This is a genomic window from Polaromonas sp. P1_F4, from assembly GCF_056405675.1.
In genome coordinates this window covers 63,215-85,781 of record NZ_JBFUBP010000009.1, presented here as the reverse complement: position 1 = coordinate 85,781, position 22,567 = coordinate 63,215, and the positions used below count along the sequence as shown (strand labels likewise).

The window sequence follows — 22,567 nt, the reverse complement described above, 5'->3', positions numbered from 1 at the left end:
GTTCTGAGCCTTCTGAGTGCCACCCGGAGACAACATTGAAAATCACATCGGTCAAGCCTTTCATCCTGCATGTGCCCGTGACGGGCTCGCAGATTGCCGACAGCACCCACACCATTTCGCACTGGGGCGTGGTCGGTGCGCAGATAGACACAGACAACGGGCTCACCGGGTACGGCTTCACCGGCACCCATGCCCATTTGCCGAGCGACCAGCTGATTACGCGCTGCATCGAGACCTGCCATGCGCCGCTTCTGATCGGTGAAGACGCGGCAGACATCCGGCGTTTATGGCTCAAGCTGGCGGGCAACCCCGCGCTGCAATGGGTGGGGCGCGCCGGCATCACCACGCTGTCGCAGGCGGCCATCGACATCGCGCTGTGGGACTTGAAGGCCAAGGCCGCCGGTGTGCCGCTATGGAAGCAGCTGGGCGGTCAGGTGCGCGAAAAGGTGCGAGCCTACAACACCGACATTGGCTGGCTCAGCATCCCAGACGAACAACTGGTGGCAGGGGCGAAGCGCACAGTCGACGAAGGCTTCACCGGTATCAAGGTCAAGATTGGCTCCAGCGTCGACCGCGACCTGAAACGGCTGGAAGCGGTACGCCGTGCCATCGGCCCCGCCATCACCATGGCGACCGACGGCAACGGCAAATGGGATTTGCCCACCTGCCAGCGCTTTTGCCGCGCAGCCGAGGCGTTTGATCTGTACTGGATTGAAGAGCCGCTTTGGTACGACGACGTGAAAGGCCATGCGCAACTGGCGCGCAGCACCAGCATCCCCGTGGCGCTTGGCGAACAGCTCTACACGCACGATGCGTTTGCCGAATTCTTCCACCAGGAAGCCATTCATTGGGTGCAGCCCGATGTGACGCGCATGGGCGGCATCACCGAAGTGCTGCGCGTGTGCGACACGGCGCATTCCTTCCGCCTGCCGGTGGCGCCGCACGCGGGTGACATGAGCCAGGTGCACGTGCACCTGAACCACGCGCACCCGGCGTGCGCGGTGCTTGAATACATTCCCTGGATCAAGGACTGCTTCCTGGAGCCCGCGCAGGTGGTGGACGGCCACTTCAGCCTGCCGCAGCAGCCGGGCGCCAGCACCACGCCCACGGAAGCAGCCTGGGCCAGATACCGCCAGCCGGCATCCTGATGTTGTCCGGATTTTTTAGTAAAAAGTGGCTGAAAGCCATAATGGGCGGGCGCAAGCAGCTATAAAAATAGTAGCAAATTCCTGCGCGGCCGTGAAGGCTTTTCCGGTCAGGTATCGTGCTGCTCTGTCAAACCAACGAACACGCGGCGCTTGCTGCGCCTTTCCTGCATGGCCAAACCCGCTTCGCCTCTTCCTCCTTCCGACCTGGATGACAAGCCCCTCGATGGCTGGCGGCTGCGCCTGTACACCATCATCTTTGAGGCCGACACCCGTGCCGGGCGGCTTTTTGACAAGACCCTGATCGCCCTTATCCTGGTCAGCATCGCTGTGGTGATGGCCGACAGCGTGCAGGCGATCCATGCTTCGCACGGCCGGGCGTTCGCGGTGGTCGAATGGATTTTCACGCTGCTCTTCACCGCTGAATACATCGCGCGCCTGGTGTGTGTGCGTAAGCCGCTGCAGTACGCGACAAGCTTTTTCGGCATCATCGATCTGGTCGCCGTGTTGCCGACTTACCTGGCGCTGTTCTTTCCGGAACTCCATGCGCTCATCGATGTGCGCGTGCTGCGGCTGCTGCGTGTGTTCCGCATCTTCAAGCTGGCTGCCTACGTGGCCGAATACCAGTCGCTGGGCCGGGCGCTGGCTGCCAGCGGCCGCAAGATTCTGGTGTTCCTGTCGGCCGTGGTGATGATGGTGCTGGTGATGGGCACCGTGATGTACGTCGTCGAAGGGCCGTCCAACGGCTTTACCAGCATCCCGACTTCTGTGTATTGGGCCATCAGCACCGTCACCACCGTGGGCTTTGGCGACATCACGCCCAAGACTGACCTGGGCCGGCTAATCTCATCTTTCATGATGTTGCTGGGCTGGGGCATTCTGGCTGTGCCCACCGGCATTGTCACAGCCGAAATGGCGGCGGAGCGGCGCCTGCAGCATCTGGCCTTGCCGACCACGCGCACCTGCCATGAATGCCTGACCGAAGGCCACCTGCCCGAGGCAGACTTTTGCTTTCATTGCGGTGCAGAGCTGCCGGCTTATCAGCATCAAGACCGGGACAAGGATTCCAGGGACGCGAAAGATGCGTCCTCTCGGCGTCCTGGTGTTTAAGACTCGCCGGCCGTCAACCGGCGCGGCGTGATTTCCACCGACCCGAGCGCCGTGCTCATCCATACGGTGCCGTCCTGCACCGTCACCTGCAGCTGCATGCTGCGCTCGGCCAATTTGGCCAAGGCCTGGCTTTCTGCCGCGTCGATCTGCCAGACCACCAGATTGGCGGCGCGGGTGAGCTTGGTTTCTATGTTCTTCCACCAGACCGGTGTGCTGCTGGCAAAGCTGTAGACGCTCACGCGTTCGGCGCGGCCTGCGGCCTTCATCAGGCGCTTGTCGTCGGGCTGGCCGACGTCGATCCAGTGCAGGATCTGCTCGGTGTAGTCCTTGTGCCAGAGCGCGGCCTCGTCCACGTCCCACAGGTCCTTGGCAAATTCCAGGTTGCCCTTTTTGTCGTCGGCCGGCACGTTCAGCGCGAAGGCCAGCAGGCGGATCATCATGCGTTCGTCGGCCTCCGACGGATGGCGCGCAATGGTCACACTGTGGTCGGCGTAGATGCTGCGGTCCATGTCGGACAGGGCTAACTGGGCTTTGTAAATGGTGGCTTTCAGTGCCATAAGGTGTACTTCTTTATCTCGGGTCTGGACGGGAACGAACCCTCTATTGGAACAGAGCGGGAACAAAGTCGTCCCGGGGTAACCCCGCCCGAGCGGGATTTAAGGGGTCTGGCTATAGTCATCCGACGCCGGGCGCGATGTTGCATGCCATCTGGAACATAAAAACGCGTCTTTTGCGCCAGGCCTGCGTTGCAAATCCGCGCGATACCTTCGTATCGCTGTGGTTTGCGCCTTGTCCTGACCCAAAATCCATCGTTTTTATTTGTCCCAGCTAGCATGCAACATCGCACCAGCCTCTCCGTCCTAGACCAGTCCGTCGCCGTCACCGGCCGCACCGAAGACGCCTCCATCCGTGAAACCCTGCAACTGGCCCGCCATTGCGAAGCGCTGGGCTACAAGCGCTTTTGGGTCAGCGAGCATCACAGCCACCCCAGCATCGTCGGCTCTGCGCCCGAGGTACTGATGGCGGCCATCGCGGCCACCACCAGCCGCATCCGTGTGGGCAGTGCCGGTGTCATGCTGCCGCACTATGCGGCACTCAAGGTGGCCGAGCAGTTTCGGGTGCTGGAAGCCATCGCACCGGGCCGCATCGACCTGGGCGTGGGCCGCGCACCGGGCTCAGACATGCGCACCGCGCGTTTGCTCAGCAGCGACCCGCGCCAGTCGGCTGAAAACTTTCCCATCCAGGTGCGCGAGCTGCAAGCCTGGCTTGCCGGCGTTGACCTGCCCGAAGGCCATCCAGGCCGTGGCGTGACGGCCAACCCCATGGGGCCGACCACGCCCGAGATGTGGATGCTGGGCAGCTCCGACTACGGCGCGCAGCTGGCCGCACACTATGGGCTGCCGTATGCGTTTGCTTACTTCATCACCGACGGGCAGGGCGCGGAGCAGGCGCTGGAGATTTACCGCTCGACCTACCGGCCCAGCCCGCGCCACCCCACGCCGCAGGCGGTGCTCTGCGTGTGGGCACTGGCGGCTGACACCGAGACCGAGGCGTGGCACCACTTCTCAGGCCGCGAGCGCTGGAAGATAGACCGTAACCGAGGTGCACTGGCGGCTCTGCCCTCGCCCGAAGAGGTGGCGCAGCGGCCATATACGCCGGTCGAGCAGATGGAGGCAGACAGGCTCAGGGCCAATGCGTTGGTAGGCAGCGGCCCGCAAGTTGCCGCCAAATTAAGGGCGCTGGCTAATACACTGGGGGTTGACGAGCTGGCCGTGATCACCTGGACACACGACCCCGCCGCCCGCAGGCGCTCCTATGAACTGCTGGCGCGGGAGTTTTTCTGAACATGAAACCGGCTACCCAAAAAAGCACTGAACAAATATCGAGACAAGGACCAACCCATGCAAACGCCTCCTGCCACTCCGCTCTTTAGCGCCGCCATCGCCGGCAGCCTGCCCAAACCTGGCTGGCTGTCGGAAACCCAAAAACTCTGGCCTCAGTGGAAAAGTGAAGGCGAAGAACTCAGGCAGGCCAAGGCCGACGCCACGCTGCTGTGGATCAAGGCGCAGGAAGACGCCGGCCTGGACGTGATTGGTGACGGCGAGCAATCGCGCCAGCACTTTGTGCACGGTTTTCTGGAACAAGTTGAAGGCATTGACTTCGAGCACAAGGTCAAGATGGGCATACGCGACAACCGCTACGACGCGATGGTGCCGCAGGTGGTGTCCCAGCTCAAGCTCAAGGGCCGGGTGCATGCTGCTGAAGCCCGCCTGCTGCGCGCGCACACCACCAAAAAGATCAAGTTCACCTTGCCTGGCCCGATGACGATTGTCGACACCGTGGCCGACCAGTTCTACGGCGACAAGGTCAGGATGGCGATGGCGTTTGCCGAGCTGCTGAACCAGGAAGCGCTGGCGCTGCAGGCCGACGGTGTCGACATCATCCAGTTCGACGAGCCCGCCTTCAATGTCTACATGAAGGAAGCCGCCGACTGGGGCGTGAGGGCGCTTGAGCGCGCGGCGCAGGACCTGACCTGCACGACCGCCGTGCACATTTGTTACGGCTACGGCATCAAGGCCAACACCGACTGGAAGGAAACCCTGGGTGAGGAATGGCGGCAGTACGAAACCGTGTTTCCGGCGCTGGCCAAAAGCACCATCCGCCAGGTCAGCCTGGAGTGCTACCACTCCCACGTGCCGCCGCACCTGATGGCGCTGCTTGAGGGCAAGGACGTGATGGTCGGCGTGATCGATGTGGCCAGCGAGGAGATTGAAACGCCCGAGCAGGTGGCCGACACCATCGGCAAGGCGCTCAAATATGTGCCCAGGAACCGATTGATTCCTTGCACCAACTGCGGCCTGGCGCCCATGGACCGCGAAGTTGCGCTGAAGAAGTTGCAGGCGCTGGGTGCCGGTGCGGCGCTGGCGCGGGAACGCTACAAGTAAGGTCGCTCAGCGCGCGCGGCATCGCTGCGCAGTGCGGGAGGCCGTTGTGCTGGACTGAATGCACGGCGCTGGTGTACGCTGGCAGCATGAGCAATGACCCCACGCTTCCGCATCATCCTCACGACCACGATCATTCCCACGGTCCCGGACACAAGCATCCCCATGCGCACGGAGAAGCCGACCCGCCGTGGAAGCACGACGGCGTGCGCGTGATCGCCGGCAATCAGCTGGACAGCAACACGGCGCAGACACCGGGCATGGACAGGCGGGCCGCCATCAACTTTGCCCGCGTGGGCGCACAAAAGCTGTGGGCCGGCACTGTGACCATCCACGCTGACGCCAAGACCGGCGCGCATCACCACGGCCACCTGGAGAGCGTGATCTATGTCATCCGGGGCAGAGCCCGCATGCGCTGGGGTGACCACCTGGAGTTCACCGCTGAGGCCGGTCCGGGCGACTTCATCTATGTGCCGCCTTACGTGCCGCACCAGGAAATCAACGCCAGCCCGACCGAGGTTCTGGAGTGCGTGCTGTGCCGCAGTGACGGCGAAGCGGTTGCTATCAACCTCGATATTGATCCTGTGGAAAAGCCGGACACGGTGCTGTGGGTGGACCCGACCCATCCCCAAGGGGGCGTCTAAAAAGACGTGTAAAGCCTGGGTGAAGGCTGTATGAGGGCGGTGTGAACACATGCAGAAGTGCGGAAAAGCGCACACTTTCACGTGAACGCGGAAAGCTTTCCTTACGAATGTCACTTCGTCCTACAGGATGTATCCGTGGGTATTGTTACAACCGGGGCTCACACACAGGAGTTCCATCATGGACACCAACAACCAAGTTAATCAACCCGCCGTTCAACCTCAGCCTGCCCACCAGCCGGGCTTCTCGCAACGCCTGCAGCACAGCAAGGCGCTTGTCGCCATCGTCGCCGTGCTCGGCGTGACCGTCATGGCACTGGCCGCCGCGCTGGTCGTCAACCGGTCCGACGCGCAGCCGGGTGGATCGGCTGCCGTCAATGAACCCGCGCAGACCGCCAAGCTGGCGGCCGATACATCCAAACGCCCCCAAACTACCAAGCCGCACACCAATCCGGTCGTAGTCGCGCAAGCCACCCCGCGCGCCAATGTCTGCGCAACCTGCGGCACCGTCGAAGCTGTGACTCCTGTCCAACGCCAGGGCAAGGTGAATGGCGTGGACGTGGGCAACACCACCATCGGACTTGGCACGGTAGCTGGCGGCGTTGTCGGCGGCCTTGTCGGTAACCAGATGGGCGGCGGCAATGGCAAAACCGCCATGACCGTGCTGGGTGTTGCAGGCGGCGCATTTGCCGGCAACCAGATCGAGAAAAACATGAAGAAGGTCACCGTGTACGAAGTGCGCGTTCGCATGGACGATGGCACCGTGCGCAACATGGAGCTTTCCAGCGCCGTGGCAGTGGGTTCGAAGGTGATTGTTGAAGGCAAGAATCTCCGTCTTGCTTGATGGGCCCCCACGCTTTTCACTTCGTGTAATGCGCTGCCCCCCGAGGGGGCCGCCCGCTGGCAGTCCGGCAAAGCCGGCCCTGCGGCTCATGCTGGCCTTAAGAAGGGGCCTCAATAAAAAGCGCCGGTGTTTGTCACCGGCGCTTTTTTTTTGGCCGTCATTCTTGTCGGGCGGCTTCATAAATCCCTGGGTCGGCCAAGACCTGTGCGGAGGGTTAGCATGGAGCCCTGCATCTTCCGAATTCCCGATCAATCGATCGATTTCCACATCCCGCCTCAACATCAGCTTGAGCAGAAAGAAAGACCCATGAAAGCCATCTGGAACGGCGCAGTGATTGCGCAAAGCGACGACACCGTGGTGGTGGAAGGCAACCACTATTTCCCTGAAAGCGCGCTCAACCGCGACTACGTCACTTTCAGCAACCACCACACCATGTGTTCTTGGAAAGGCCAGGCCAGCTACTACTCGTTGCTGGTCAACGGTGAAATGAACACCGATGCCGCCTGGTATTACCCCAATCCCAAGCCCGAAGCCGACAACATCAAGGGCCATATTGCCTTCTGGAAGGGCGTGAAGATCGAGCCCTGACGCACCAGCCTGAGGCTGCTGCTGCCGGGAGGCCCGATGAACGCCTGAAGAGGGCGGGTTTACCCTGAATCTTCAGCGTTTGCCTGGAAAATTTGCCATGTAATATGCATGCTTATTAAAAATGACCCTTCCGGGCCGTTGCCAATAAGGAGACTTCATGACGCCTTCCGCGGCCGATCCAGCGCTGATCGAAAAACTCGTGATGGCCAACCGCATCCTGTACGACCAGGGTGTGGTGGACGGCTTCGGCCATGTGAGCGTGCGCCACGACAAGTCACCTGAACATTTCCTGCTGTCCTGCAACCGCGCCCCCGGCCTGGTCAAAAAAGCTGACATCCTGACCTACGACCTCAATGGGGACCTGGTGGGTGAGTCCACGCTGCGTTCTTACCTGGAGCGCTTTATCCACGGCGAAATCTATCGCGCGCGGCCTGACGTGATGGCGGTGGTGCACAGCCATTCCCCCAGTGTGATTCCTTTCGGCGTGACCGGCCAGCGTCTGCGCCCCATCTTCCACATGAGCGGTTTTTTGGGCAGCGGTTCGTCGCTGTATGAAATCCGCGAGTCCAACGGAAACACTGACCTGCTGATCCGCGACATGGGGCTGGGCAAAGACCTCGCCAGGGCGCTGGGCCAGCACACCTGCGTGCTGATGCGTGGCCACGGCTCGACCGTGGTGGCGCCTTCGCTGGAGCGCGCGGTTTACCGGGCGGTCTATGCCGAAGAAAATGCCAAGCTGCAGCTCACGGCATCTGCCTTGGGCCCCATCGAGTTCCTGACGCCCGAAGAAGCGGACCTGGCCATGGCAACCAACGAGGGGCAGGTCATGCGGCCATGGGAACTGTGGAGCCGCCGCATCGGCGCCGTTGAATAGGCAACCCGACAAACGAAAGAGGCGAACCATGAAATTTCCCAAGCTCCTGGCCCTGGCCACCTTGATGTCACTGACATGCATGACAGCAACGCAGGCGCTGGCGCAAGCCTACCCGTCCCGTCCTGTGCGCATCATTGTTCCTTATGGCACCGGCGGCGGCTCCGACATCCTGGCGCGCCAGATCGGCGCACGTCTGCAGACCCTGTGGGGGCAGGGCATTGCGGTAGACAACCGTGCGGGCGCTTCCGGCAATATCGGCACGGAAGCCGTGGTTAAGGCGCCGGCAGACGGCTACACGCTGCTGCTGCAAAACAGCACCATGGTGGTCAACCCGGCCGTGAACGGCAAGCTCAACTACGACCCCGAAAAAGACCTGACACCCATCATGCTGCTGGGCCTCACGCCGATCGCGCTGGTGTCTCATCAAAGCACCAACATCAAGACGATTCAGGAACTGGTCACCTATTCCAAAGCCAATCCGGCAGCGTTGAGCTACGGCTCCTGTGGCGTCGGCACACCGCAGCATTTCGTGATGGAACTGGTCAAGCAAAAGTCTGGTGTCAGTGCTACCAATGTCGGCTACAAGGGCTGTGCCCCTGCGCTGACCGACGTGGTGGGCGGCCAGGTGCAACTGGCCATCCTCAGCGCCAACCTTGCTGCGCCGCACATCAAGACCGGCAAGCTCAACGGCATTGGCGTGTCGACCGCTACGCGCTATGACCTGATGCCCCAGGTGCCGACCTTTGAAGAGCAGGGCCTGAAGCCGCTGGACTTTTCCATCTGGTATGCGCTGATGGGCCCGGCCAAAATACCGCCCGAGGTGGTTGCCAAAATTTACGCGGACGTTCAAAAGGTGCTGGCTGAAGCCGCCGTGAGGGAAAACCTTTCAGGAGCAGGCGTGGAGCCTCTGAGCGGCGACGGCGCCGCGCTTGCCAGGCTGATCAAGGTGGACCTGGCGCGTTATGCGCAACTGGCCAAATCGGCCAATATCAAACCTGAATGAGTGCCGCGGGGCTGTGACGCCCGCGCAGCGCAGGCGCTGCGGTTTCGGCGCCTTGTCTGACGGCGGCCTGTCACCCAATACCCTATAACTGATGCATGGCGGGCCCGTAGCGGCCCTGCGCTGGCCGGCATTGACCCGCGAAGGGCGCCGGCCGCAGAATCCATTCCTGGCTCAAGGAGATTCCATCATGTACAAGCACATTCTGGTTCCTGTAGACGGCTCTTCCACCTCGCGCAAGGCGATCGGCAATGCATTGGCAGTCGCCCAGGCATTCAAGAGCGAGGTGACCGTCGTCTACGTCATAGACCCCTATGCTTTCACCGGGGTGGGCGCCGACTTTGCCTATGGGCAGGCCGAATACCTGAGCGCTGCCACGGCCGAAGCCAATGAGGCCATCACCGCAGCCAAGCATGTTTTCAAGGAGGCGGGTATCACCGCCACCGGATCGGTGGTGGAAGGCCATGCCATCTATCGCGGCATTCTCGACACCGCCGAGGCGATCAATGCCGACCTGATCGTGATGGGCTCGCATGGCCGCCGCGGGCTTGAAAAACTGGTACTGGGTAGCGTCACCGCCCAGGTGCTTTCCCATGCACACCTGCCTGTGCTGGTGGTGCGCGACTGAGCCGCCGTTTCCTGATGACGTGACGCCGATAAAGGAGCTTTTATGGACCTTCTGAACCACGACATTGCACATGAATTTCCGGAATACCTGCAGAAGATGCGCAGCCTCAAGGTGTCTGACCCACATTTTGCCGAGCTCTTTGCGCGCTACGACGAGGACAACCACGCGATTGCAAAGTATGAGCAGGGCGTGGGTGTCATCACGGACGAGGCGCTGGAAGACCTGAAAAAGCGGCGGCTCAAGGTCAAGGACGAGATTTACCAGATCCTCAAGAAAAGCTGATCACGTCATGGGAATTCCTGATTTTTAAGGAAAACTGCCTTGAAACCCAATAGGGACGTGCGCAAGCAGCTATCAAAAGGGAAGCGAAAAACGGGGTTGATATCGTTCCTGCCTTGCAGGGCTGCTTGAAAATCCGGTGATATGGCCAACGGTTTTAGGCTGTTTCATCAAACTGCCATGTGCCGCGGGTACGCTGGGGTGTTGACCGATTTCCGGTTGTGCAGGAGAGAGCCTTGAGTTCAAGCGACGAAGAATTGATGCGGCGGATCCGCAATGACCTGATCGACAGCTACGATGAAGAGCTGGAGATGGAGATTGAAGACCGCACCGTGGCCGAGCTTATCGGGGAAGAGCAACCTGCCCGCAGCCCCAGGGACGCGGCACAGGAAAAAGAAGACCGCCGCCAGTACTTCCGTGAGCTGTTCCGCCTGCAGGCCGAACTCGTGAAGCTGCAGGACTGGGTGGTCAGCACCGGCCACAAGGTGGTGATTTTGTTTGAAGGGCGCGACGCCGCCGGCAAGGGAGGCGTGATCAAACGCATCACCCAGCGGCTCAATCCGCGCGTCTGCCGTGTGGCTGCATTGCCGGCCCCGAACGACCGCGAGCGCACGCAGTGGTATTTCCAGCGTTATGTATCCCACCTGCCCGCCGCTGGCGAAATCGTGCTGTTTGACCGCAGCTGGTACAACCGCGCCGGCGTGGAACGCGTCATGGGCTTTTGCACTGACGACCAGTACGAGGAATTTTTCCGCACCGTGCCGGAGTTTGAAAAGATGCTGGTGCGTTCGGGCATACAGCTCATCAAGTACTGGTTCTCCATCTCCGATGAAGAACAGCACCTGCGCTTTCTCGGCCGCATCCACGACCCGCTCAAGCAGTGGAAGCTCAGCCCCATGGACCTGGAGTCACGCCGCCGCTGGGAGGAGTACACCAAGGCCAAGGAGATCATGCTGGACCGCACCCACATCCCCGAGGCACCATGGTGGGTGGTGCAGGCGGACGACAAGAAAAAAGCTCGCCTGAACTGCATCCACCACCTGCTGCAGCAGATGCCCTACCAGGAAACCGCCCACCCGCCCATCGTGCTGCCCGAACGGGTGCGCCATGAGGACTATGTGCGTACTCCGGTCCCACAAAACATCGTCGTACCGGAAATATATTGAACACCCTCGTCCAGACTCACTGCAGAAATTGACCCACCCCTGTCCAGGCTCACTGCGTGTAGCCTGTTCCCCCCTCGAGGGGGCGGCGCCTGCGGCCCGGCAAAGCCGGTTCCGCGGCACCTGCTGGTTAATCAGTCTCTGACGTCGACTACGGGATTTGTTCCGAAGTCGGGCCGTGCCAGGAAAGCCAGGATGCGCGCCGCCGCATCTTCGGGTGATGTCAACACGCCGCCTGTTTTCAATCCCACAAACGACTCACGGTCCGGAAAGGCTTTGGGGTCGGCTGCGCGCAGCTGCTCCTGCATGTCGGTGTCGATCACGCCCGGCGCGAGTGAGCAGACTTTGGCGCCGTGGGGCTTCAGGGTTTCCTCCAGTGCCAGGCAGCGGGTGAAATGGTCCATGCCGGCTTTGGCGGCGCAGTAGGCCGCTTGCGAAGCCATGGCGCGGCGCCCCAGGCCTGACGAAATATTGAGCACCTTGCGCGGCGCCTGCCAGCTGCCGGTAGCGCGCAGGAAAGCGGCGGTGATTTGCATCGGCGCTTCCAGCCCCACACGCAGCGCCCTTGCAAGGTCGGCTTCACCAATCTGGTCCAGCGAGCCGATCTGCGGGATCACGCCCGCGTTGTTGATCAGCGTGACGCTGGTCCAGGGTTTCCTGGCATGTGAATCCTTGAGCCAGCTTTCCAGCCTCTCATTCAGTGAGCCGCTGTCCGCCAGGTCATGCGCCCATTGCAGCACCGTAGCGCCGACATGCTGCGCATGTTCTTCCAGCTCGGGCACGGCAGTGCGCGAAATGCCAAGCACCGTGTGGCCGGCGGTGAGCAGCTGGCGTGCCATGGAAAAGCCCATGCCGCGCGAGGCGCCTGTGATCAGGGTGAGGTGGTTGTTTTGTGCCATGGTTGCATGGTAGCGCCGGTGCCATGGAACTGCTTGCGGTCTAAAAGCCGGGCTTGCTTTCAAATGCCATCGCCTGCCCGCTGGCCGGATGCGTGAGCTGCAGCGCTGCAGCATGCAGCAGTAAGCGCGGCGCAGCCGCCTGTACGGCTTCGGGTGCATACAGCGCATCGCCCAAAATCGGATGACCCAGCGCTTTCAGGTGCACGCGCAATTGATGTGACCGGCCGGTGACAGGTTCGAGTTCTACGCGCGTGGTGTTAGCCGCCGTGTCATGCGCCAGCACGCGCCAGCGGGTCTGGCTGGGTTTGCCGCGTTCACCGTCGATGATGCGCAGCGGCCGGCGTGGCCAGTCCACGATGATGGGCAGGTCGATCAGGCCCCAGCTGTCTGGGGCATTCGGCTCACTCGGTGCGGGCAAGCGGCCGCTAACCACCGCCACGTAACGCTTGCCAACCTCACGCGTTTCAAACGATCGGCTCAGCGCCCGCTGCATGGCCGCGCCGCGCGCCATCAGCATCAGGCCGGAGGTGGCCTGGTCCAGCCGGTGCACGATCAGGGCGTCTGGAAAGGCGGTCTGCACGCGGGCGCTCAGGCAGTCCTGCTTGTCTTCGCCGCGTCCCGGCACTGAGAGCAGTCCTGAAGGCTTGTCCAGCACCAGCAGGAATTCGTCGGCGTGTAGCAGCCTCACGCCGGGAATGTCGATGACATTACCTGCGGGGTAATTGTTCTGCGGCGGCTCGGCCTTCATGATTCAGTCAACGAAAAGTTTTTAACCAAGGAGAAGACATCATGACTGACGCAGGTGCCATTGCCATTGCATGTGGATTGATCATCGGCCTGGGCGCCATTGGTGCCTGCCTGGGCATAGGGGCGATGGGCGGGCGATTTCTGGAAGGTGCCGTGCGCCAGCCCGAAATGATGGAGCCGCTGCAGGTCAAGATGTTTCTGCTGGCCGGCCTGATCGATGCCAACTTCCTGATCGGTGTGGGCATCGCCATGATGCTCCTGTTCGCCAATCCCCTCTAGGGTTGGGGCTTGGCTTTAGGCGGCGGGAAGTTGTGAACCGGCGGGCTGCTGCGCTTGACTTCCCGCAGCATGAATAGGTAAAGGCTTTCAACCTTCTCGCGCGCCCAGGGCGTCTTGCGCAAAAATTTCAGGCTGGACGCCACGCTGGGATCGCTGGTGAAGCAGCGGATGTTGATGCGCAGGCCCAGCTCTTCCCAGCCGTAGTGTTCCGAGAGCGCCGTCACGATGGCCTCCAACTTGACGCCGTGCAGCGGATTACCCGGCTGTGCGGTAGCAGCAGCCGGGACTTCTTCCCGCAAATTTTCAGGCGAATCGCCAGAGCCGGCCATCAAGGCTTTATTTGTTCTTCAGCTTGCCGCGCAGTGGTACCTGCGTCACGATGGTCGGGCGCACCGCGTCGGGAGACACCGTCTTGGGTGGCGAGGTGTCTTTCTTCGGCTTCTTGACCATCTTGTTGTTGTTTTGCTGTCCTTTTGCCATGGTTTTCTCCGTTGGGTTGAGTGAGGTTGATAAAAGAATCGCGAGAGGGATGCCGTGATTATCAGTGCAACTTGATGCGCGGGCGATAGGTCCGGTCCAGCATTTCCGACAGCGTGATCAGTGCGGTTTTCTTGAAGCCGCCCAGCGCCAGCTGGTGCTGCTTGTGCAGGCCCCAGTACATGAACTTGGCCAGCTGTCCTTCAATAAAGAAGCTGCCCTTGGTGAGGCTGCCCATCAGGCTGCCGACGGAAGAGTATTCCGACAGCGACACCAGCGAACCCTGGTCCTTGAAGACGAAGGGCGCCACCGGCTTGCCGGCGATCAGGTCGGAGAGCGAGCGCGTCAGGTACATGGCCTGCTGGTAGGCGGCCTGGGCTCGCGGCGGCACCCAGGTGCCGTCGGGTTGCTGGCATGCCGCGCAGTCGCCAAAGGCATAGATGTTTGTGTCGCCCGTGCTTTGCAGGTTTCCGTTCACCACCAGCTGGTTGAGCCTGTTGGTTTCCAGCGGGTTGCCATCGCCCAGGGTCCGCAGGAAGTCGGAGGCCTTCACGCCGGCGGCCCACACCGTGATGCTGGACGAGATGACCTTGCCGCTGGCCATCTTCAGGCTGTCGGCGGTGACTTCCACCACTTTTTCATTGGTGTGTACTTCGATGGCCAGCTTGCGCAGTTCGCGCATGGCCGATTCGCTCAGGCGCTCGGGCAACTGGGCCAGCAGGCGCGGTGCGGCTTCGACGAGCACGATCTGCAGGTCTTTTTCGGGGTGGATGTGGTCAAAGCCATAGTTGGCCAGCACCCGCGCTGCGGCATGGAGCTCGGCAGCCAGTTCCACGCCGGTGGCGCCGCCGCCCACGATTGCGACTGTGAGGCGCCCGCTGCCGGCCATGCGCGGTACGGTCTGTGCGCGAATGCAGGCGTTGATCAGGCGGTCGTTAAAGCGCTTGGCAGCTTGCGGGCTGTCCAGCTTGATGGTGTGTTCGGCCGCGCCGGGTGTGCCGAAGTCGTTGGTCTGGCTGCCCACGGCAATCACCAGCGTGTCGTAAGCCAGTTGCTGGGCCGGCGTGATCTCGCGGCCGGCTTCGTCATGGCTGGCGGCCAGCTGCAGGGTTTTGTTCTGGCGGTCCACGCCGGTCAGGCTGCCCAGGCGGAACTTGAAGTGGTTCCAGCGGGCCTGCGCGAGGTATTCAATTTCCTCGGCGTGGGTGTCAAAGCTGCCGGCGGCCAGCTGGTGCAGCAGCGGTTTCCAGACGTGGGTGCGGGCGGCATCGACCAGGGTGACCTCGGCCAGGCCCTTTTTGCCCAGGCGTTTGCCCAGTTGCGTGGCCAGCGCCAGCCCTCCGGCGCCTCCGCCCACTATGACGATGCGGTGCATAACTTCTTCCTCCTGGTGCCAGGGTGGCCCTGTTATGTCGCCATGTTAACTGCCTGTTTCGCCTAAAACGACCCCCCACTTAAAGCCAATGGCCTAATTTTCAGGCCAGCAGGCGGGCTTATCGGGTTTGTCTCCCGGTTCGGGCAAAAATGATCCCGCTCCGGGGAGAGCCCTCATGCCTGTGGATGAGTCAATGCACTAATTCTGGGTTTTGCTATACAGGACGTGCGCAAGCAGCTATTAAATCAATAGCATTGCAACCGCACGAAGCGTGCCCTCAAGAGTAGCCCCTTGCCGTACTTTGCGGGCACTGCGCTGTTAAGCTTCGGGCCGCATGCCGACACACTCATTCAAGGAACTCACCCGCCAGCGCGCCTACATGCGCATGTGGTTCGCCCGGATTTTTGCCACCACAGGCAACCAGATGCTGATGGTCGCCGTGGGCTGGCAGATGTACGAACTGACCGGCAGCGCATGGGACCTTGGCCTGGTGGGTCTGTACCAGTTTGTGCCGGCCTTGTTGCTGACGCTGGTGGCCGGGCACGTCGCCGACCGGACTCACCGCGGGCGCATCATCGCGGCCTGCCTGGTGACGCAGGCCACGGTGGCGGTGATCCTGATGGCGGCCACACAGGGCTGGCAAGTTGGGGGAATACACCACAGCTGGGTTTCGCGCGAGCTGTTGCTGGCGGTGTCGGTCATGCTGGGCGTGGCCCGCGCCTTCCAGATGCCTGCGCAGCAATCGCTCACCCCGGTGCTGGTGCCGCCCGCCATGCTGCCGCGCGCCATGGCCTTCAGCTCGGCCGGCATGCAGGCGGCGGTCATCGGCGGGCCGGCGCTGGGTGGCGTGATTTTTGTGGCCGGCGCCACGGCGGTGTATGCCACCTGCGCTTGCCTCTTTGCCACCGGCTGCGTGCTGATCGCGGTGCTGCGCTATGACCACGCGCCGCCGCCACGTGAGCCGGTGACGCTGCGTACATTGCTGGCCGGTGTGGAGTTTGTATGGCAGCGCAAGGCCCTGCTGGGCGCTGCGTCGCTGGATCTTTTTGCCGTGCTGCTGGGCGGCGCCACGGCCTTGCTGCCCATGTTCGCCAAAGACATCCTGCACGTCGGGCCCTGGGGCCTGGGCCTGCTGCGCGGCGCCCCTGCGGTCGGCGCTTTGCTGACGTCCGCGGTGCTGACCCGCTGGCCGCTGGAGCGACGCGTCGGGCCGACCATGCTGTCGGCAGTCGCCCTTTATGGCGTGTGCATGGTGGTGTTTGGCCTGTCGACCAGTTTTGTGCTGTCGCTGCTGGTGCTGGCCGTCTCGGGCGGCGCCGACATGGTCAGCGTGGTGGTGCGCCAGACGCTGGTGCAGATCGAAACACCCAACGAGATGCGCGGCCGCGTCAGCGCTGTCAACTCGGTATTCATCGGTGCGTCCAACCAGCTTGGTGAGTTTGAATCAGGCGCCACTGCTGCGCTGCTGGGGCCGGTGGGCTCGGTGGTGGCGGGTGGGGTGGGTACGCTGCTGGTGGCTGCGGCGTGGTTCAGGCTGTTTCCGTCGCTGTCTCGGCGGGACAAGATGGTCAATCACTAGCTTTCACGCTGGCTCGAACCGCCCGCCCGCTCTTTCGACTGGCCAGCACTTCACCCAATGGGTCGTCCGCAGATTTGCGCCAGTGGCGTGGCTTGGTAGAGCGCACCTGGTTCTCAAGCGCGTCGAGTTGTTCTGGGTCAACAGTCCGCACTACTTGCGCCAGTTTGTGGTCTTGCGCGTGTCGCTCAGACCGGATGCCTCTCGCCTTGGAAAGCGGTATTCCTTTGCGCGAAGCCTTGCTATTTTCGCCGTAGGTATTTCGACGGTCTTTCAGGTAGCTGAGACGTTTTTTCTGTTGAGGAGTCATATTGAGGCCAACGTAATGCGGGTGTGGTGTGGATCCATGGCGTAAGAACTAAGCAGATGTGCCAAGCGGAAAATTTTCATATGATTTTGGGTAATAGCCCCAGATTCTGGCCACACCGTCTCTGTATTCAAAGTCGAAGCCGATCTCTTTCAACCTTCCGAGAAACACAGGCGAATAGTCAATGATCTTTGGCGCAAGAAGGCGGCCCGTGCGGAGTTCGCCATGCAAGCCGATGTCAAACCACTCCACGCCCACAAACGGGTAGGGCAGGTGATAAAACCATTCGACATCCCAGCCCGAAATGTGGCCGTTGACCCACTTCGAGCGATACGAAGGTCTCCATTCAAGGCCGCGCACGTATGTGATCAGCTCGTTCCATTGAGTGTCGTTCGCCAGCGAGCCTGAGAACTTCTGGCGCGCCTGCTGCGCAATTTTCTCCTTGTCTTCGTTCTCAGGGACGGCATTGGCAAGTGGTAGTGAATGCATGATCAAGGCCTGATTTAAAAATGAACGGACGCATTGGCTGTGATGCTGCACGATGCCTGCTGTTGTTGTGACGCATGAACAATTTATTGGGAATGCGCAAGGTCGGTTTCCAGAATGTAGAGGCTGTTGGGTGTGGGGTTGTGGCATGTCAGGCCCACTTCACTCACCGGGATATCGAATGTGACCAGCACGCGGCCGTTTCCGTTTACCGGACCTGCGATGGTTCCCCGGGTCCCTATCAGGAGCCAATAGTTCTCGGCAGGGTGACAATCTTCAGGCGCGCACCGGGCACCGTTGAAGGATATGAGTACGACTTTCGATCCGGCTGGATGCATCTAGCCACCTACGCTTTCACATGAGAGGCTCAGACGACAGGTTCCCGCTATAGGAGAGCACTGTACCGAGCAATGGGAGGCCGACTTCCACGTTGAACTGATACTGACCGTTGTCGATGCGCTTCGATGCGGCCGTGCGAGGCAGGAGCCAAAGGGGGAAGGGAACGCCCGCTAGCCGGCCTCCGATGGGCCGCCAGACCCAGCCGCCATTGACAATGGAAACACCCAGGTTGAGGCGAAGCAGGCCCGATGACTCGACCCAGTAACCCGATGGATAACGACCTGTCGGCGTGAAGGTTGAGGCAAACGTGGAGGCTTCATTGAAGGTACGGTTCCAATGAAGCTCGGTGTCAGTGCTGAAGATGGCAACACTCATCGATGCAGTCCCGTCGCAAGGCGGAACGCCAAGCTTTCTTGCAAGCCGACGACCCACCCAACCTGCCAGGCCAGTACCCAGCCGAACGTCGACTGTGCCGGCGAGTGTGCCTCCAGACCGATGGAGTTCCTGGAGCAACGGGTGCAGTTGTGCGAAGGCCTCACCAAACCAGGTTTCAACGACTGCCGACATGTGCTCTTTCGGTTGCGGTGCAGTTCCGCCATGAACCAGATCAACAGAAGCGGGGCTGCACACTGCAGGTGATTTTAGGTGCGCAGCTGGCGGGTCGCCGCTCTCAAGATGGAAGGCGCTGGCGACTTAATCTCTGTTGTATTCAGATTACGACCATTGCGCCCCGCCTCGCAGACGAAACGCACTGATCCGTCTACCGCCCCGAATTCGCCCGTATCCGATTCACCTCCACCGGCGTGATTTCACTTGCCCGGTTGCCCCATGACTGGCGGACATGCGTCAGCACCAGCGCCATGTCGGCGTCGTTCAGCACCAGCACGAAGGGCGGCATGCCAAAGGGGCGCGGGTTGCCGGCGGTGGCCGGGGCGTAGCCGCCATTCAGCACGATCTGCACCAGGTTCACGGCCTGGCTCATGGTGACGGCGCGGTTGCCTGCCAGCGCCGGGTAGGCATTGGCAATGCCTTCGCCCTTGGTGCCGTGGCACTGGGCGCAGTGCTGTTCATAGAGTTTGGCGGCGCGTTCCACCGACTCGCCCTGCGTTTTGATGGTGGCCGGCTCCGGGTGCGTGGTGTGTGAGGGCGGCAGCTCTTTGAGGAACTGCGCCATCGCGCCGAGGTCGGCGTCGCTCAAATATTGCGTGCTGCGCTGGACGACTTCAGCCATGGGGCCGGTGACCGAGGCGCGTGGTGAGACGCCGTTCTTCAGAAGGCTCACGATGTGCTGCCTGTCCCAGTCGCCCACGCCCGCTTCATACGGCGAGGTCAGCGAGGGTGCATACCAGTTCTGCATGGGGATCAGCCCGCCAGCCAGGTCCAGCCCGGTGTCGCTGGCGCCCAGCGCATTGCGCGCGGTGTGGCAGGCCGCACAGTGCCCCAGGCCCTTGACCAGGTAGGCCCCGCGGTTCCAGTCGGCACTGCGTGCGGCGTCCGGTTGGTACACGCCGGGGCTGAAGTAAAGGGCGCGCCACACCGCAAGCGCGGCCTGCGACTGGTAGGGAAAGCGCAGCGCATGGGGCTGGTTGGGCTGCACCGCAGCGGGCAAGCTGCGCAAGTAGGCAAACAGCGCATCCGAGTCTTCACGCGTGACCTGCGTGTAGCTGGTGTAGGGGAAGGCCGGGTAGAGCAGGCGGCCGTTTTTGGAGCGGCCGTTGTGCATGGCGCGCCAGAAATGGGCGGATGACCAGGTGCCGATTCCGGTTTTGTCATCGGGCGTGAGGTTGGAGGTGAACACTGTGCCAAACGGCGTGGCGATGCCGCGTCCGCCCGCATAGGCCTGGCCGCCTTGCACGGTGTGGCAGGTCTGGCAGTTGCCAGCGCGCGCCAGGTAGGCACCCCGGGCAATCAGGCTGTCGCTGGGGGCCGCGGTAGCCACAGGCGCCTTCACGTCGACTTCGTCGCGCACATTCAGCGCCCATACCAGTAAAACCGCGGCGGCTGCCAGGGTGGAAAGGCCCACCGCCCATTTGAGGAGGGTCTTCATTTTTGCGTTTTCCTGATGGACAAAGCCGGCACAGCGGGCATGTCTGCCGCACTGCCGCAGGTGATGGCCACAGCGCCGGGTGTGAGCGCTGGCAGCGTGGTGGCCGGTTTGGTGCTCGCCGGCAGGGGCTGCGCCGCCACCCAGCTGGCGACGGCATTGATGTCTTCCGGGGTGAGTTTTTCCACCACATTTTTCATGCAGTCCGGCGCATGCGCGCGGCGCTGCCCGGCCTTCCAGGCGCCCAGCTGTGCATTGAGGTAGTCACGTGGCAGCCCCAGCAGGCCCGGAATGGCAGGCGCCACGCCGGTCATGGCCTGGCCGTGGCACTGCACGCAGGCCGGCAGCTGGCGCGCGGCGTCGCCCTGCATGACCAGCTGCTGTCCATGGCGCATGGCCTCGGGCGATGCGGCAGCGGGCAGGGGTGCGGGATAGGGGACTTCGAGTTGGGAGAAGTATTGCGCAATCTCCATCAGGTAGGTGTCGCTGAGCGGTTCGATCAGCTGCGTCATGAGGCCGTAGTGGCGGCGCCCGTCGCGAAAGTTCAGCAGCTGGTTGTACAGGTAGCCCGCCGGTTTTCCCGCCAGGCGTGGGTAATAGCCGTCGGGTGCTGCCCGGCCCTGGGGCCCGTGGCAGGCCGTGCAGGCCATGGTGCGCTGCGCGATGGTGTCTTCAAACGGCGGCGGGGCTGCCTGGGCGGCACCCGCCATGGCAAATGCAAGGCCGGCCCACAACAGCCGCGCGGCCAGCACACGCTTGCAAAAGCGTGGGAAAGATCTTGGGTTCATGGGGCCATCATGCCGCACATGGGCGGCCGGTGTCAGCATCAGGTGTCCTCCAGAAAAACGTATCGGATGAAAAACGGGTGAAATTGACGGGGCGCTGGCCCCACAGTAGAGTCCCAGTCGTGAATCGCACGGCTGGCGGGAGCCGGGTTTGCGCCTCTACTTGCGAGGATCCTGCAACGCGCGGACGCAGGCCAGAAAATGGTCCCAGCTGGTCTGCACTTCCTTCACGCGCACGCCTTTGTCCAGCACCGCACCGCAGGCCGCTTCCGCGCGCCGGACCACCTTGGTCAATGCGCTGCCCGGCAAGGGCGGAATCTGTGCACGCAGCGCGTCGGCTTTCGCCCGCATCTGCATGATGGCGTCCCGGGCCAGGGTCTTGTTACCGGCACAGGCAATCATGCCGATCATTTCCGCCATTTCAGTCAGGGCGGGGTCCAGTTGCCAGATGGCGGCGGTGGTGCCCAGCGCCAATGCCCAGATGCGCCGGTTGCGGCGGGTGGTGGCACCTGCAAGTGGCTCGGCCGCCGCAGTGTCGTGTAGCGCTGTGCTGGCAGCAGGTGGGTTGGGCTTGTTCATGGTGTCGGCGGGAGACAGCCGATTTTGCACCAGGGCCGTCACGAAGGCATCCGGTGGCGTCTAAAAGCCCCAGTCTTGTCAAACCTCAGTTGCTGGTTACGTTGGCGCTACAAGAAGTACAGGACCCGGAGGACGTGGTGCCGCCCTAGTGCCTGTCAATCGGTGTCAGCGCGGCCGTCCGGGTTCCGGTCGCAACGCGCTGGGTATTGACGTTGTCGGTGGTCACAATTTTGGTGAAAGGCCGCATATTTGCATGCATTGCAGGTGCGACACCAAGGGACGCTATCGGGGGCATCGGCAAGTTTGCTTTCAGCCTGGTCGCCACCGCCACTTCACGCAGGGGTTGCTTGATGGGTTCAAGTGCTTCATGCAAGGGCCCGAGCTTGGCTGTCTGCCGTTCCATGGCATCGACAAAGTGGTGCAGGTTGTTGGGGTTTTCGGGTTTTTCCTTGATCTTCGTGACGAAACCATCGTCGGCGCCCTGCCGGCTGGGCAATGTGGAATTGCTGTCGCCCTGGAACCCGCTGACGCGTACACGCGGATCGGCGTGCTGGGCATCCAGCGTGGCAGAAACCTGCCCGGCAAAGGTCTGGGCCAAATTGCGCGGGCCGATGGCCACGTGGTCGCGCGACACCGTACCGGCGCTGCCACAGGATGTCAGCCGGACGTCCAGGCCCGGGCTGTTCACGGAATTGGCAATATTGTGCACCGCAGTCCCAATGTCCTGCGCCGTGTGCGTCATCTTGTAGCCGCGCTTGATGTTGACCTTTGTTGCCTGCTCGAACAGGCCCGGCGGGTGGTGTTCGTCTTCATCCACGGGCGTTGCCACGGTGGTGATGGAGTTGGGATTGCGCGGGCTGCCGTGGCCCTTGACGAACAGAACATCGGCGGGGCCGTTTTCCCGGTTGTTGTACGGCGCCATGCCGGGCTGCACGACCCTGACGTTGCGGATCGCTGAGCTCAAACCGCGGTATTCGCGCTGCAGTTGCTGCTTTTGCGGAATCGTCAGGTTGCCGGCGAGCAGCTTGTCCATCACGCTGGCATGGCGTTCCTCGTAGTGCGCACGCACCGCGCGCTGGGCTTCGATGTTGTCGACAAAAACCGTGCCTGGTTTGAACTCGTTGTTGGCACCGGTGTGTCCCATTTCCATCACCGCTGCCTTGCGGTGGCCGGTGTCGAAGGCCGCCAGGCCGGGAAGATAAACGTGCCGTTTGATCCTTTGGTCTGCCATGGTGTGGGCTGCGCTCCTTTTGCCGCAAAGCTTCGCAAACCCTGTGCCAGGTGAGCAGCGCGTGCAAGTGCATGAATCCAAAAGGTATTTGGCGCAGAAAACAGGAGCTGCGGGACCAATTTGTCCCTTGCGTTCGAAGAGGAATATCACCCCAACCCAGTCGCTGCGTTACCTGACGGGGTGGGATGTTTTTGTCCCGTGCCGGGTCTTATTTGTCCCGCCCCGCTGG

27 protein-coding genes are annotated in these 22,567 nt (G+C 62.0%); 14 read left to right on the top strand and 13 right to left on the bottom strand.

Annotation, left to right across the window (positions count from 1 at the left end):
- Nucleotides 1–35: 35 nt before the first annotated feature.
- On the top strand, nt 36–1,148 hold the full coding sequence (locus AC1DYQ_RS17740; protein ID WP_477687874.1) for a mandelate racemase/muconate lactonizing enzyme family protein: 1,113 nt from the start codon (nt 36–38) through the stop codon (nt 1,146–1,148).
- 168 nt (nt 1,149–1,316) lie between these two features.
- Complete coding sequence (locus tag AC1DYQ_RS17735) at nt 1,317–2,255, top strand: ion transporter (RefSeq protein ID WP_477687873.1); 939 nt, start codon at nt 1,317–1,319, stop codon at nt 2,253–2,255.
- Here AC1DYQ_RS17735 and AC1DYQ_RS17730 read toward each other — a convergent pair.
- Nucleotides 2,252–2,812: a YaeQ family protein gene (locus AC1DYQ_RS17730; RefSeq protein WP_457279222.1), complete on the bottom strand. Its 561-nt coding sequence runs from the start codon at nt 2,810–2,812 to the stop codon at nt 2,252–2,254. The genes AC1DYQ_RS17735 and AC1DYQ_RS17730 overlap by 4 nt on opposite strands.
- A 276-nt stretch (nt 2,813–3,088) precedes the next feature.
- Here AC1DYQ_RS17730 and AC1DYQ_RS17725 point away from each other — a divergent pair, with 276 nt between their 5' ends.
- The 10 genes from AC1DYQ_RS17725 to ppk2 all read left to right on the top strand — a co-directional run bounded on the left by AC1DYQ_RS17725 (nt 3,089) and on the right by ppk2 (nt 11,217).
- A complete protein-coding gene (locus AC1DYQ_RS17725; protein ID WP_477687872.1) occupies nt 3,089–4,099 on the top strand; it encodes an LLM class flavin-dependent oxidoreductase in 1,011 nt (336 codons plus the stop codon).
- Between the two features lie 57 nt (nt 4,100–4,156).
- Nucleotides 4,157–5,200: a methionine synthase gene (locus AC1DYQ_RS17720; protein ID WP_477687871.1), complete on the top strand. Its 1,044-nt coding sequence runs from the start codon at nt 4,157–4,159 to the stop codon at nt 5,198–5,200.
- An 86-nt stretch (nt 5,201–5,286) separates the two neighbouring features.
- Complete coding sequence (locus AC1DYQ_RS17715) at nt 5,287–5,841, top strand: cupin domain-containing protein (RefSeq protein ID WP_477687870.1); 555 nt, start codon at nt 5,287–5,289, stop codon at nt 5,839–5,841.
- A 178-nt stretch (nt 5,842–6,019) separates the two neighbouring features.
- The gene (locus AC1DYQ_RS17710) at nt 6,020–6,682 is read left to right on the top strand and encodes a glycine zipper 2TM domain-containing protein (protein WP_477687869.1); all 663 of its coding nucleotides are present in this window, start codon (nt 6,020–6,022) and stop codon (nt 6,680–6,682) included.
- A gap of 306 nt (nt 6,683–6,988) precedes the next feature.
- Nucleotides 6,989–7,270 carry a DUF427 domain-containing protein gene (locus tag AC1DYQ_RS17705; RefSeq protein ID WP_477674366.1) on the top strand — a complete coding sequence of 94 codons (282 nt, stop codon included), beginning with the start codon at nt 6,989–6,991 and terminating at the stop codon, nt 7,268–7,270.
- 157 nt (nt 7,271–7,427) lie between these two features.
- Entirely contained in the window at nt 7,428–8,144 is a 717-nt protein-coding gene (locus AC1DYQ_RS17700; protein WP_477687868.1) for a class II aldolase/adducin family protein, read from the top strand.
- A gap of 28 nt (nt 8,145–8,172) precedes the next feature.
- Nucleotides 8,173–9,147, top strand: coding sequence for a Bug family tripartite tricarboxylate transporter substrate binding protein (locus tag AC1DYQ_RS17695; protein WP_477687867.1), 975 nt, complete (start codon nt 8,173–8,175; stop codon nt 9,145–9,147).
- 187 nt (nt 9,148–9,334) lie between these two features.
- Nucleotides 9,335–9,772 carry a universal stress protein gene (locus AC1DYQ_RS17690; RefSeq protein ID WP_477687866.1) on the top strand — a complete coding sequence of 146 codons (438 nt, stop codon included), beginning with the start codon at nt 9,335–9,337 and terminating at the stop codon, nt 9,770–9,772.
- A gap of 42 nt (nt 9,773–9,814) precedes the next feature.
- Nucleotides 9,815–10,054, top strand: coding sequence for an HP1242/YdcH family protein (locus tag AC1DYQ_RS17685; RefSeq protein ID WP_457279214.1), 240 nt, complete (start codon nt 9,815–9,817; stop codon nt 10,052–10,054).
- A 257-nt stretch (nt 10,055–10,311) separates the two neighbouring features.
- Nucleotides 10,312–11,217 carry a polyphosphate kinase 2 gene (gene ppk2 / locus AC1DYQ_RS17680; protein WP_477687972.1) on the top strand — a complete coding sequence of 302 codons (906 nt, stop codon included), beginning with the start codon at nt 10,312–10,314 and terminating at the stop codon, nt 11,215–11,217.
- A gap of 131 nt (nt 11,218–11,348) precedes the next feature.
- Here the strand turns inward: ppk2 and AC1DYQ_RS17675 are convergent, their stop codons facing one another.
- The gene (locus AC1DYQ_RS17675) at nt 11,349–12,113 is read right to left on the bottom strand and encodes an SDR family NAD(P)-dependent oxidoreductase (RefSeq protein ID WP_477687865.1); all 765 of its coding nucleotides are present in this window, start codon (nt 12,111–12,113) and stop codon (nt 11,349–11,351) included.
- Between the two features lie 40 nt (nt 12,114–12,153).
- On the bottom strand, nt 12,154–12,861 hold the full coding sequence (locus AC1DYQ_RS17670; protein WP_477687864.1) for a pseudouridine synthase: 708 nt from the start codon (nt 12,859–12,861) through the stop codon (nt 12,154–12,156).
- A 41-nt stretch (nt 12,862–12,902) separates the two neighbouring features.
- Here AC1DYQ_RS17670 and atpE point away from each other — a divergent pair, with 41 nt between their 5' ends.
- On the top strand, nt 12,903–13,139 hold the full coding sequence (gene atpE / locus AC1DYQ_RS17665; RefSeq protein WP_007868318.1) for a F0F1 ATP synthase subunit C: 237 nt from the start codon (nt 12,903–12,905) through the stop codon (nt 13,137–13,139).
- On the opposite strand, the gene AC1DYQ_RS17660 is transcribed toward atpE, so the two are convergent.
- The 3 genes from AC1DYQ_RS17660 to AC1DYQ_RS17650 form a co-directional block, all read right to left on the bottom strand.
- The gene (locus AC1DYQ_RS17660; RefSeq protein WP_477687971.1) at nt 13,136–13,468 is read right to left on the bottom strand and encodes a VF530 family protein; all 333 of its coding nucleotides are present in this window, start codon (nt 13,466–13,468) and stop codon (nt 13,136–13,138) included. The genes atpE and AC1DYQ_RS17660 overlap by 4 nt on opposite strands.
- 7 nt (nt 13,469–13,475) lie before the next feature.
- Nucleotides 13,476–13,619 carry a hypothetical protein gene (locus AC1DYQ_RS17655; protein WP_164483755.1) on the bottom strand — a complete coding sequence of 48 codons (144 nt, stop codon included), beginning with the start codon at nt 13,617–13,619 and terminating at the stop codon, nt 13,476–13,478.
- A 61-nt stretch (nt 13,620–13,680) separates the two neighbouring features.
- The gene (locus AC1DYQ_RS17650; RefSeq protein WP_477687863.1) at nt 13,681–14,991 is read right to left on the bottom strand and encodes an NAD(P)/FAD-dependent oxidoreductase; all 1,311 of its coding nucleotides are present in this window, start codon (nt 14,989–14,991) and stop codon (nt 13,681–13,683) included.
- Between the two features lie 334 nt (nt 14,992–15,325).
- On the opposite strand from AC1DYQ_RS17650, the gene AC1DYQ_RS17645 reads away from it, so the two are divergent.
- Nucleotides 15,326–16,570: an MFS transporter gene (locus tag AC1DYQ_RS17645; protein WP_477687862.1), complete on the top strand. Its 1,245-nt coding sequence runs from the start codon at nt 15,326–15,328 to the stop codon at nt 16,568–16,570.
- On the opposite strand, the gene AC1DYQ_RS17640 is transcribed toward AC1DYQ_RS17645, so the two are convergent.
- From AC1DYQ_RS17640 to AC1DYQ_RS17610, 7 genes are all read right to left on the bottom strand, one after another.
- Complete coding sequence (locus AC1DYQ_RS17640; protein WP_477687861.1) at nt 16,560–16,877, bottom strand: hypothetical protein; 318 nt, start codon at nt 16,875–16,877, stop codon at nt 16,560–16,562. The genes AC1DYQ_RS17645 and AC1DYQ_RS17640 overlap by 11 nt on opposite strands.
- 48 nt (nt 16,878–16,925) lie before the next feature.
- A complete protein-coding gene (locus AC1DYQ_RS17635) occupies nt 16,926–17,363 on the bottom strand; it encodes a DUF6678 family protein (protein ID WP_477687860.1) in 438 nt (145 codons plus the stop codon).
- 351 nt (nt 17,364–17,714) lie between these two features.
- A complete protein-coding gene (locus AC1DYQ_RS17630; protein ID WP_477687859.1) occupies nt 17,715–18,266 on the bottom strand; it encodes a DUF4166 domain-containing protein in 552 nt (183 codons plus the stop codon).
- Between the two features lie 193 nt (nt 18,267–18,459).
- Nucleotides 18,460–19,746: a c-type cytochrome gene (locus tag AC1DYQ_RS17625; protein ID WP_477687858.1), complete on the bottom strand. Its 1,287-nt coding sequence runs from the start codon at nt 19,744–19,746 to the stop codon at nt 18,460–18,462.
- Nucleotides 19,743–20,570 carry a c-type cytochrome gene (locus AC1DYQ_RS17620; RefSeq protein WP_477687857.1) on the bottom strand — a complete coding sequence of 276 codons (828 nt, stop codon included), beginning with the start codon at nt 20,568–20,570 and terminating at the stop codon, nt 19,743–19,745. Before AC1DYQ_RS17620 ends, AC1DYQ_RS17625 begins: the two co-directional genes overlap by 4 nt.
- A 117-nt stretch (nt 20,571–20,687) precedes the next feature.
- Entirely contained in the window at nt 20,688–21,107 is a 420-nt protein-coding gene (locus AC1DYQ_RS17615; protein WP_457279204.1) for a hypothetical protein, read from the bottom strand.
- Between the two features lie 145 nt (nt 21,108–21,252).
- Nucleotides 21,253–22,338, bottom strand: coding sequence for a hypothetical protein (locus AC1DYQ_RS17610; RefSeq protein WP_457279203.1), 1,086 nt, complete (start codon nt 22,336–22,338; stop codon nt 21,253–21,255).
- Nucleotides 22,339–22,567 lie beyond the last annotated feature (229 nt).

Bases quoted from the DNA above. Each gene is read 5' to 3' on its own strand.
- AC1DYQ_RS17640 (WP_477687861.1), bottom strand. From the start codon at position 16,877: ATGACTCCTCAACAGAAAAAACGTCTCAGCTACCTGAAAGACCGTCGA.
- AC1DYQ_RS17635 (WP_477687860.1), bottom strand. From the start codon at position 17,363: ATGCATTCACTACCACTTGCCAATGCCGTCCCTGAGAACGAAGACAAG.
- ppk2 (WP_477687972.1), top strand. From the start codon at position 10,312: ATGCGGCGGATCCGCAATGACCTGATCGACAGCTACGATGAAGAGCTG.
- AC1DYQ_RS17735 (WP_477687873.1), top strand. From the start codon at position 1,317: ATGGCCAAACCCGCTTCGCCTCTTCCTCCTTCCGACCTGGATGACAAG.
- AC1DYQ_RS17720 (WP_477687871.1), top strand. From the start codon at position 4,157: ATGCAAACGCCTCCTGCCACTCCGCTCTTTAGCGCCGCCATCGCCGGC.
- AC1DYQ_RS17625 (WP_477687858.1), bottom strand. From the start codon at position 19,746: ATGAAGACCCTCCTCAAATGGGCGGTGGGCCTTTCCACCCTGGCAGCC.
- AC1DYQ_RS17715 (WP_477687870.1), top strand. From the start codon at position 5,287: ATGAGCAATGACCCCACGCTTCCGCATCATCCTCACGACCACGATCAT.
- AC1DYQ_RS17685 (WP_457279214.1), top strand. From the start codon at position 9,815: ATGGACCTTCTGAACCACGACATTGCACATGAATTTCCGGAATACCTG.
- AC1DYQ_RS17730 (WP_457279222.1), bottom strand. From the start codon at position 2,812: ATGGCACTGAAAGCCACCATTTACAAAGCCCAGTTAGCCCTGTCCGAC.
- AC1DYQ_RS17725 (WP_477687872.1), top strand. From the start codon at position 3,089: ATGCAACATCGCACCAGCCTCTCCGTCCTAGACCAGTCCGTCGCCGTC.
- AC1DYQ_RS17660 (WP_477687971.1), bottom strand. From the start codon at position 13,468: ATGGCCGGCTCTGGCGATTCGCCTGAAAATTTGCGGGAAGAAGTCCCG.
- AC1DYQ_RS17705 (WP_477674366.1), top strand. From the start codon at position 6,989: ATGAAAGCCATCTGGAACGGCGCAGTGATTGCGCAAAGCGACGACACC.
- AC1DYQ_RS17700 (WP_477687868.1), top strand. From the start codon at position 7,428: ATGACGCCTTCCGCGGCCGATCCAGCGCTGATCGAAAAACTCGTGATG.
- AC1DYQ_RS17655 (WP_164483755.1), bottom strand. From the start codon at position 13,619: ATGGCAAAAGGACAGCAAAACAACAACAAGATGGTCAAGAAGCCGAAG.
- AC1DYQ_RS17710 (WP_477687869.1), top strand. From the start codon at position 6,020: ATGGACACCAACAACCAAGTTAATCAACCCGCCGTTCAACCTCAGCCT.
- AC1DYQ_RS17650 (WP_477687863.1), bottom strand. From the start codon at position 14,991: ATGCACCGCATCGTCATAGTGGGCGGAGGCGCCGGAGGGCTGGCGCTG.
- AC1DYQ_RS17675 (WP_477687865.1), bottom strand. From the start codon at position 12,113: ATGGCACAAAACAACCACCTCACCCTGATCACAGGCGCCTCGCGCGGC.
- AC1DYQ_RS17695 (WP_477687867.1), top strand. From the start codon at position 8,173: ATGAAATTTCCCAAGCTCCTGGCCCTGGCCACCTTGATGTCACTGACA.
- AC1DYQ_RS17670 (WP_477687864.1), bottom strand. From the start codon at position 12,861: ATGAAGGCCGAGCCGCCGCAGAACAATTACCCCGCAGGTAATGTCATC.
- AC1DYQ_RS17620 (WP_477687857.1), bottom strand. From the start codon at position 20,570: ATGCTGACACCGGCCGCCCATGTGCGGCATGATGGCCCCATGAACCCA.
- atpE (WP_007868318.1), top strand. From the start codon at position 12,903: ATGACTGACGCAGGTGCCATTGCCATTGCATGTGGATTGATCATCGGC.
- AC1DYQ_RS17610 (WP_457279203.1), bottom strand. From the start codon at position 22,338: ATGGCAGACCAAAGGATCAAACGGCACGTTTATCTTCCCGGCCTGGCG.
- AC1DYQ_RS17690 (WP_477687866.1), top strand. From the start codon at position 9,335: ATGTACAAGCACATTCTGGTTCCTGTAGACGGCTCTTCCACCTCGCGC.
- AC1DYQ_RS17615 (WP_457279204.1), bottom strand. From the start codon at position 21,107: ATGAACAAGCCCAACCCACCTGCTGCCAGCACAGCGCTACACGACACT.
- AC1DYQ_RS17645 (WP_477687862.1), top strand. From the start codon at position 15,326: ATGCCGACACACTCATTCAAGGAACTCACCCGCCAGCGCGCCTACATG.
- AC1DYQ_RS17630 (WP_477687859.1), bottom strand. From the start codon at position 18,266: ATGTCGGCAGTCGTTGAAACCTGGTTTGGTGAGGCCTTCGCACAACTG.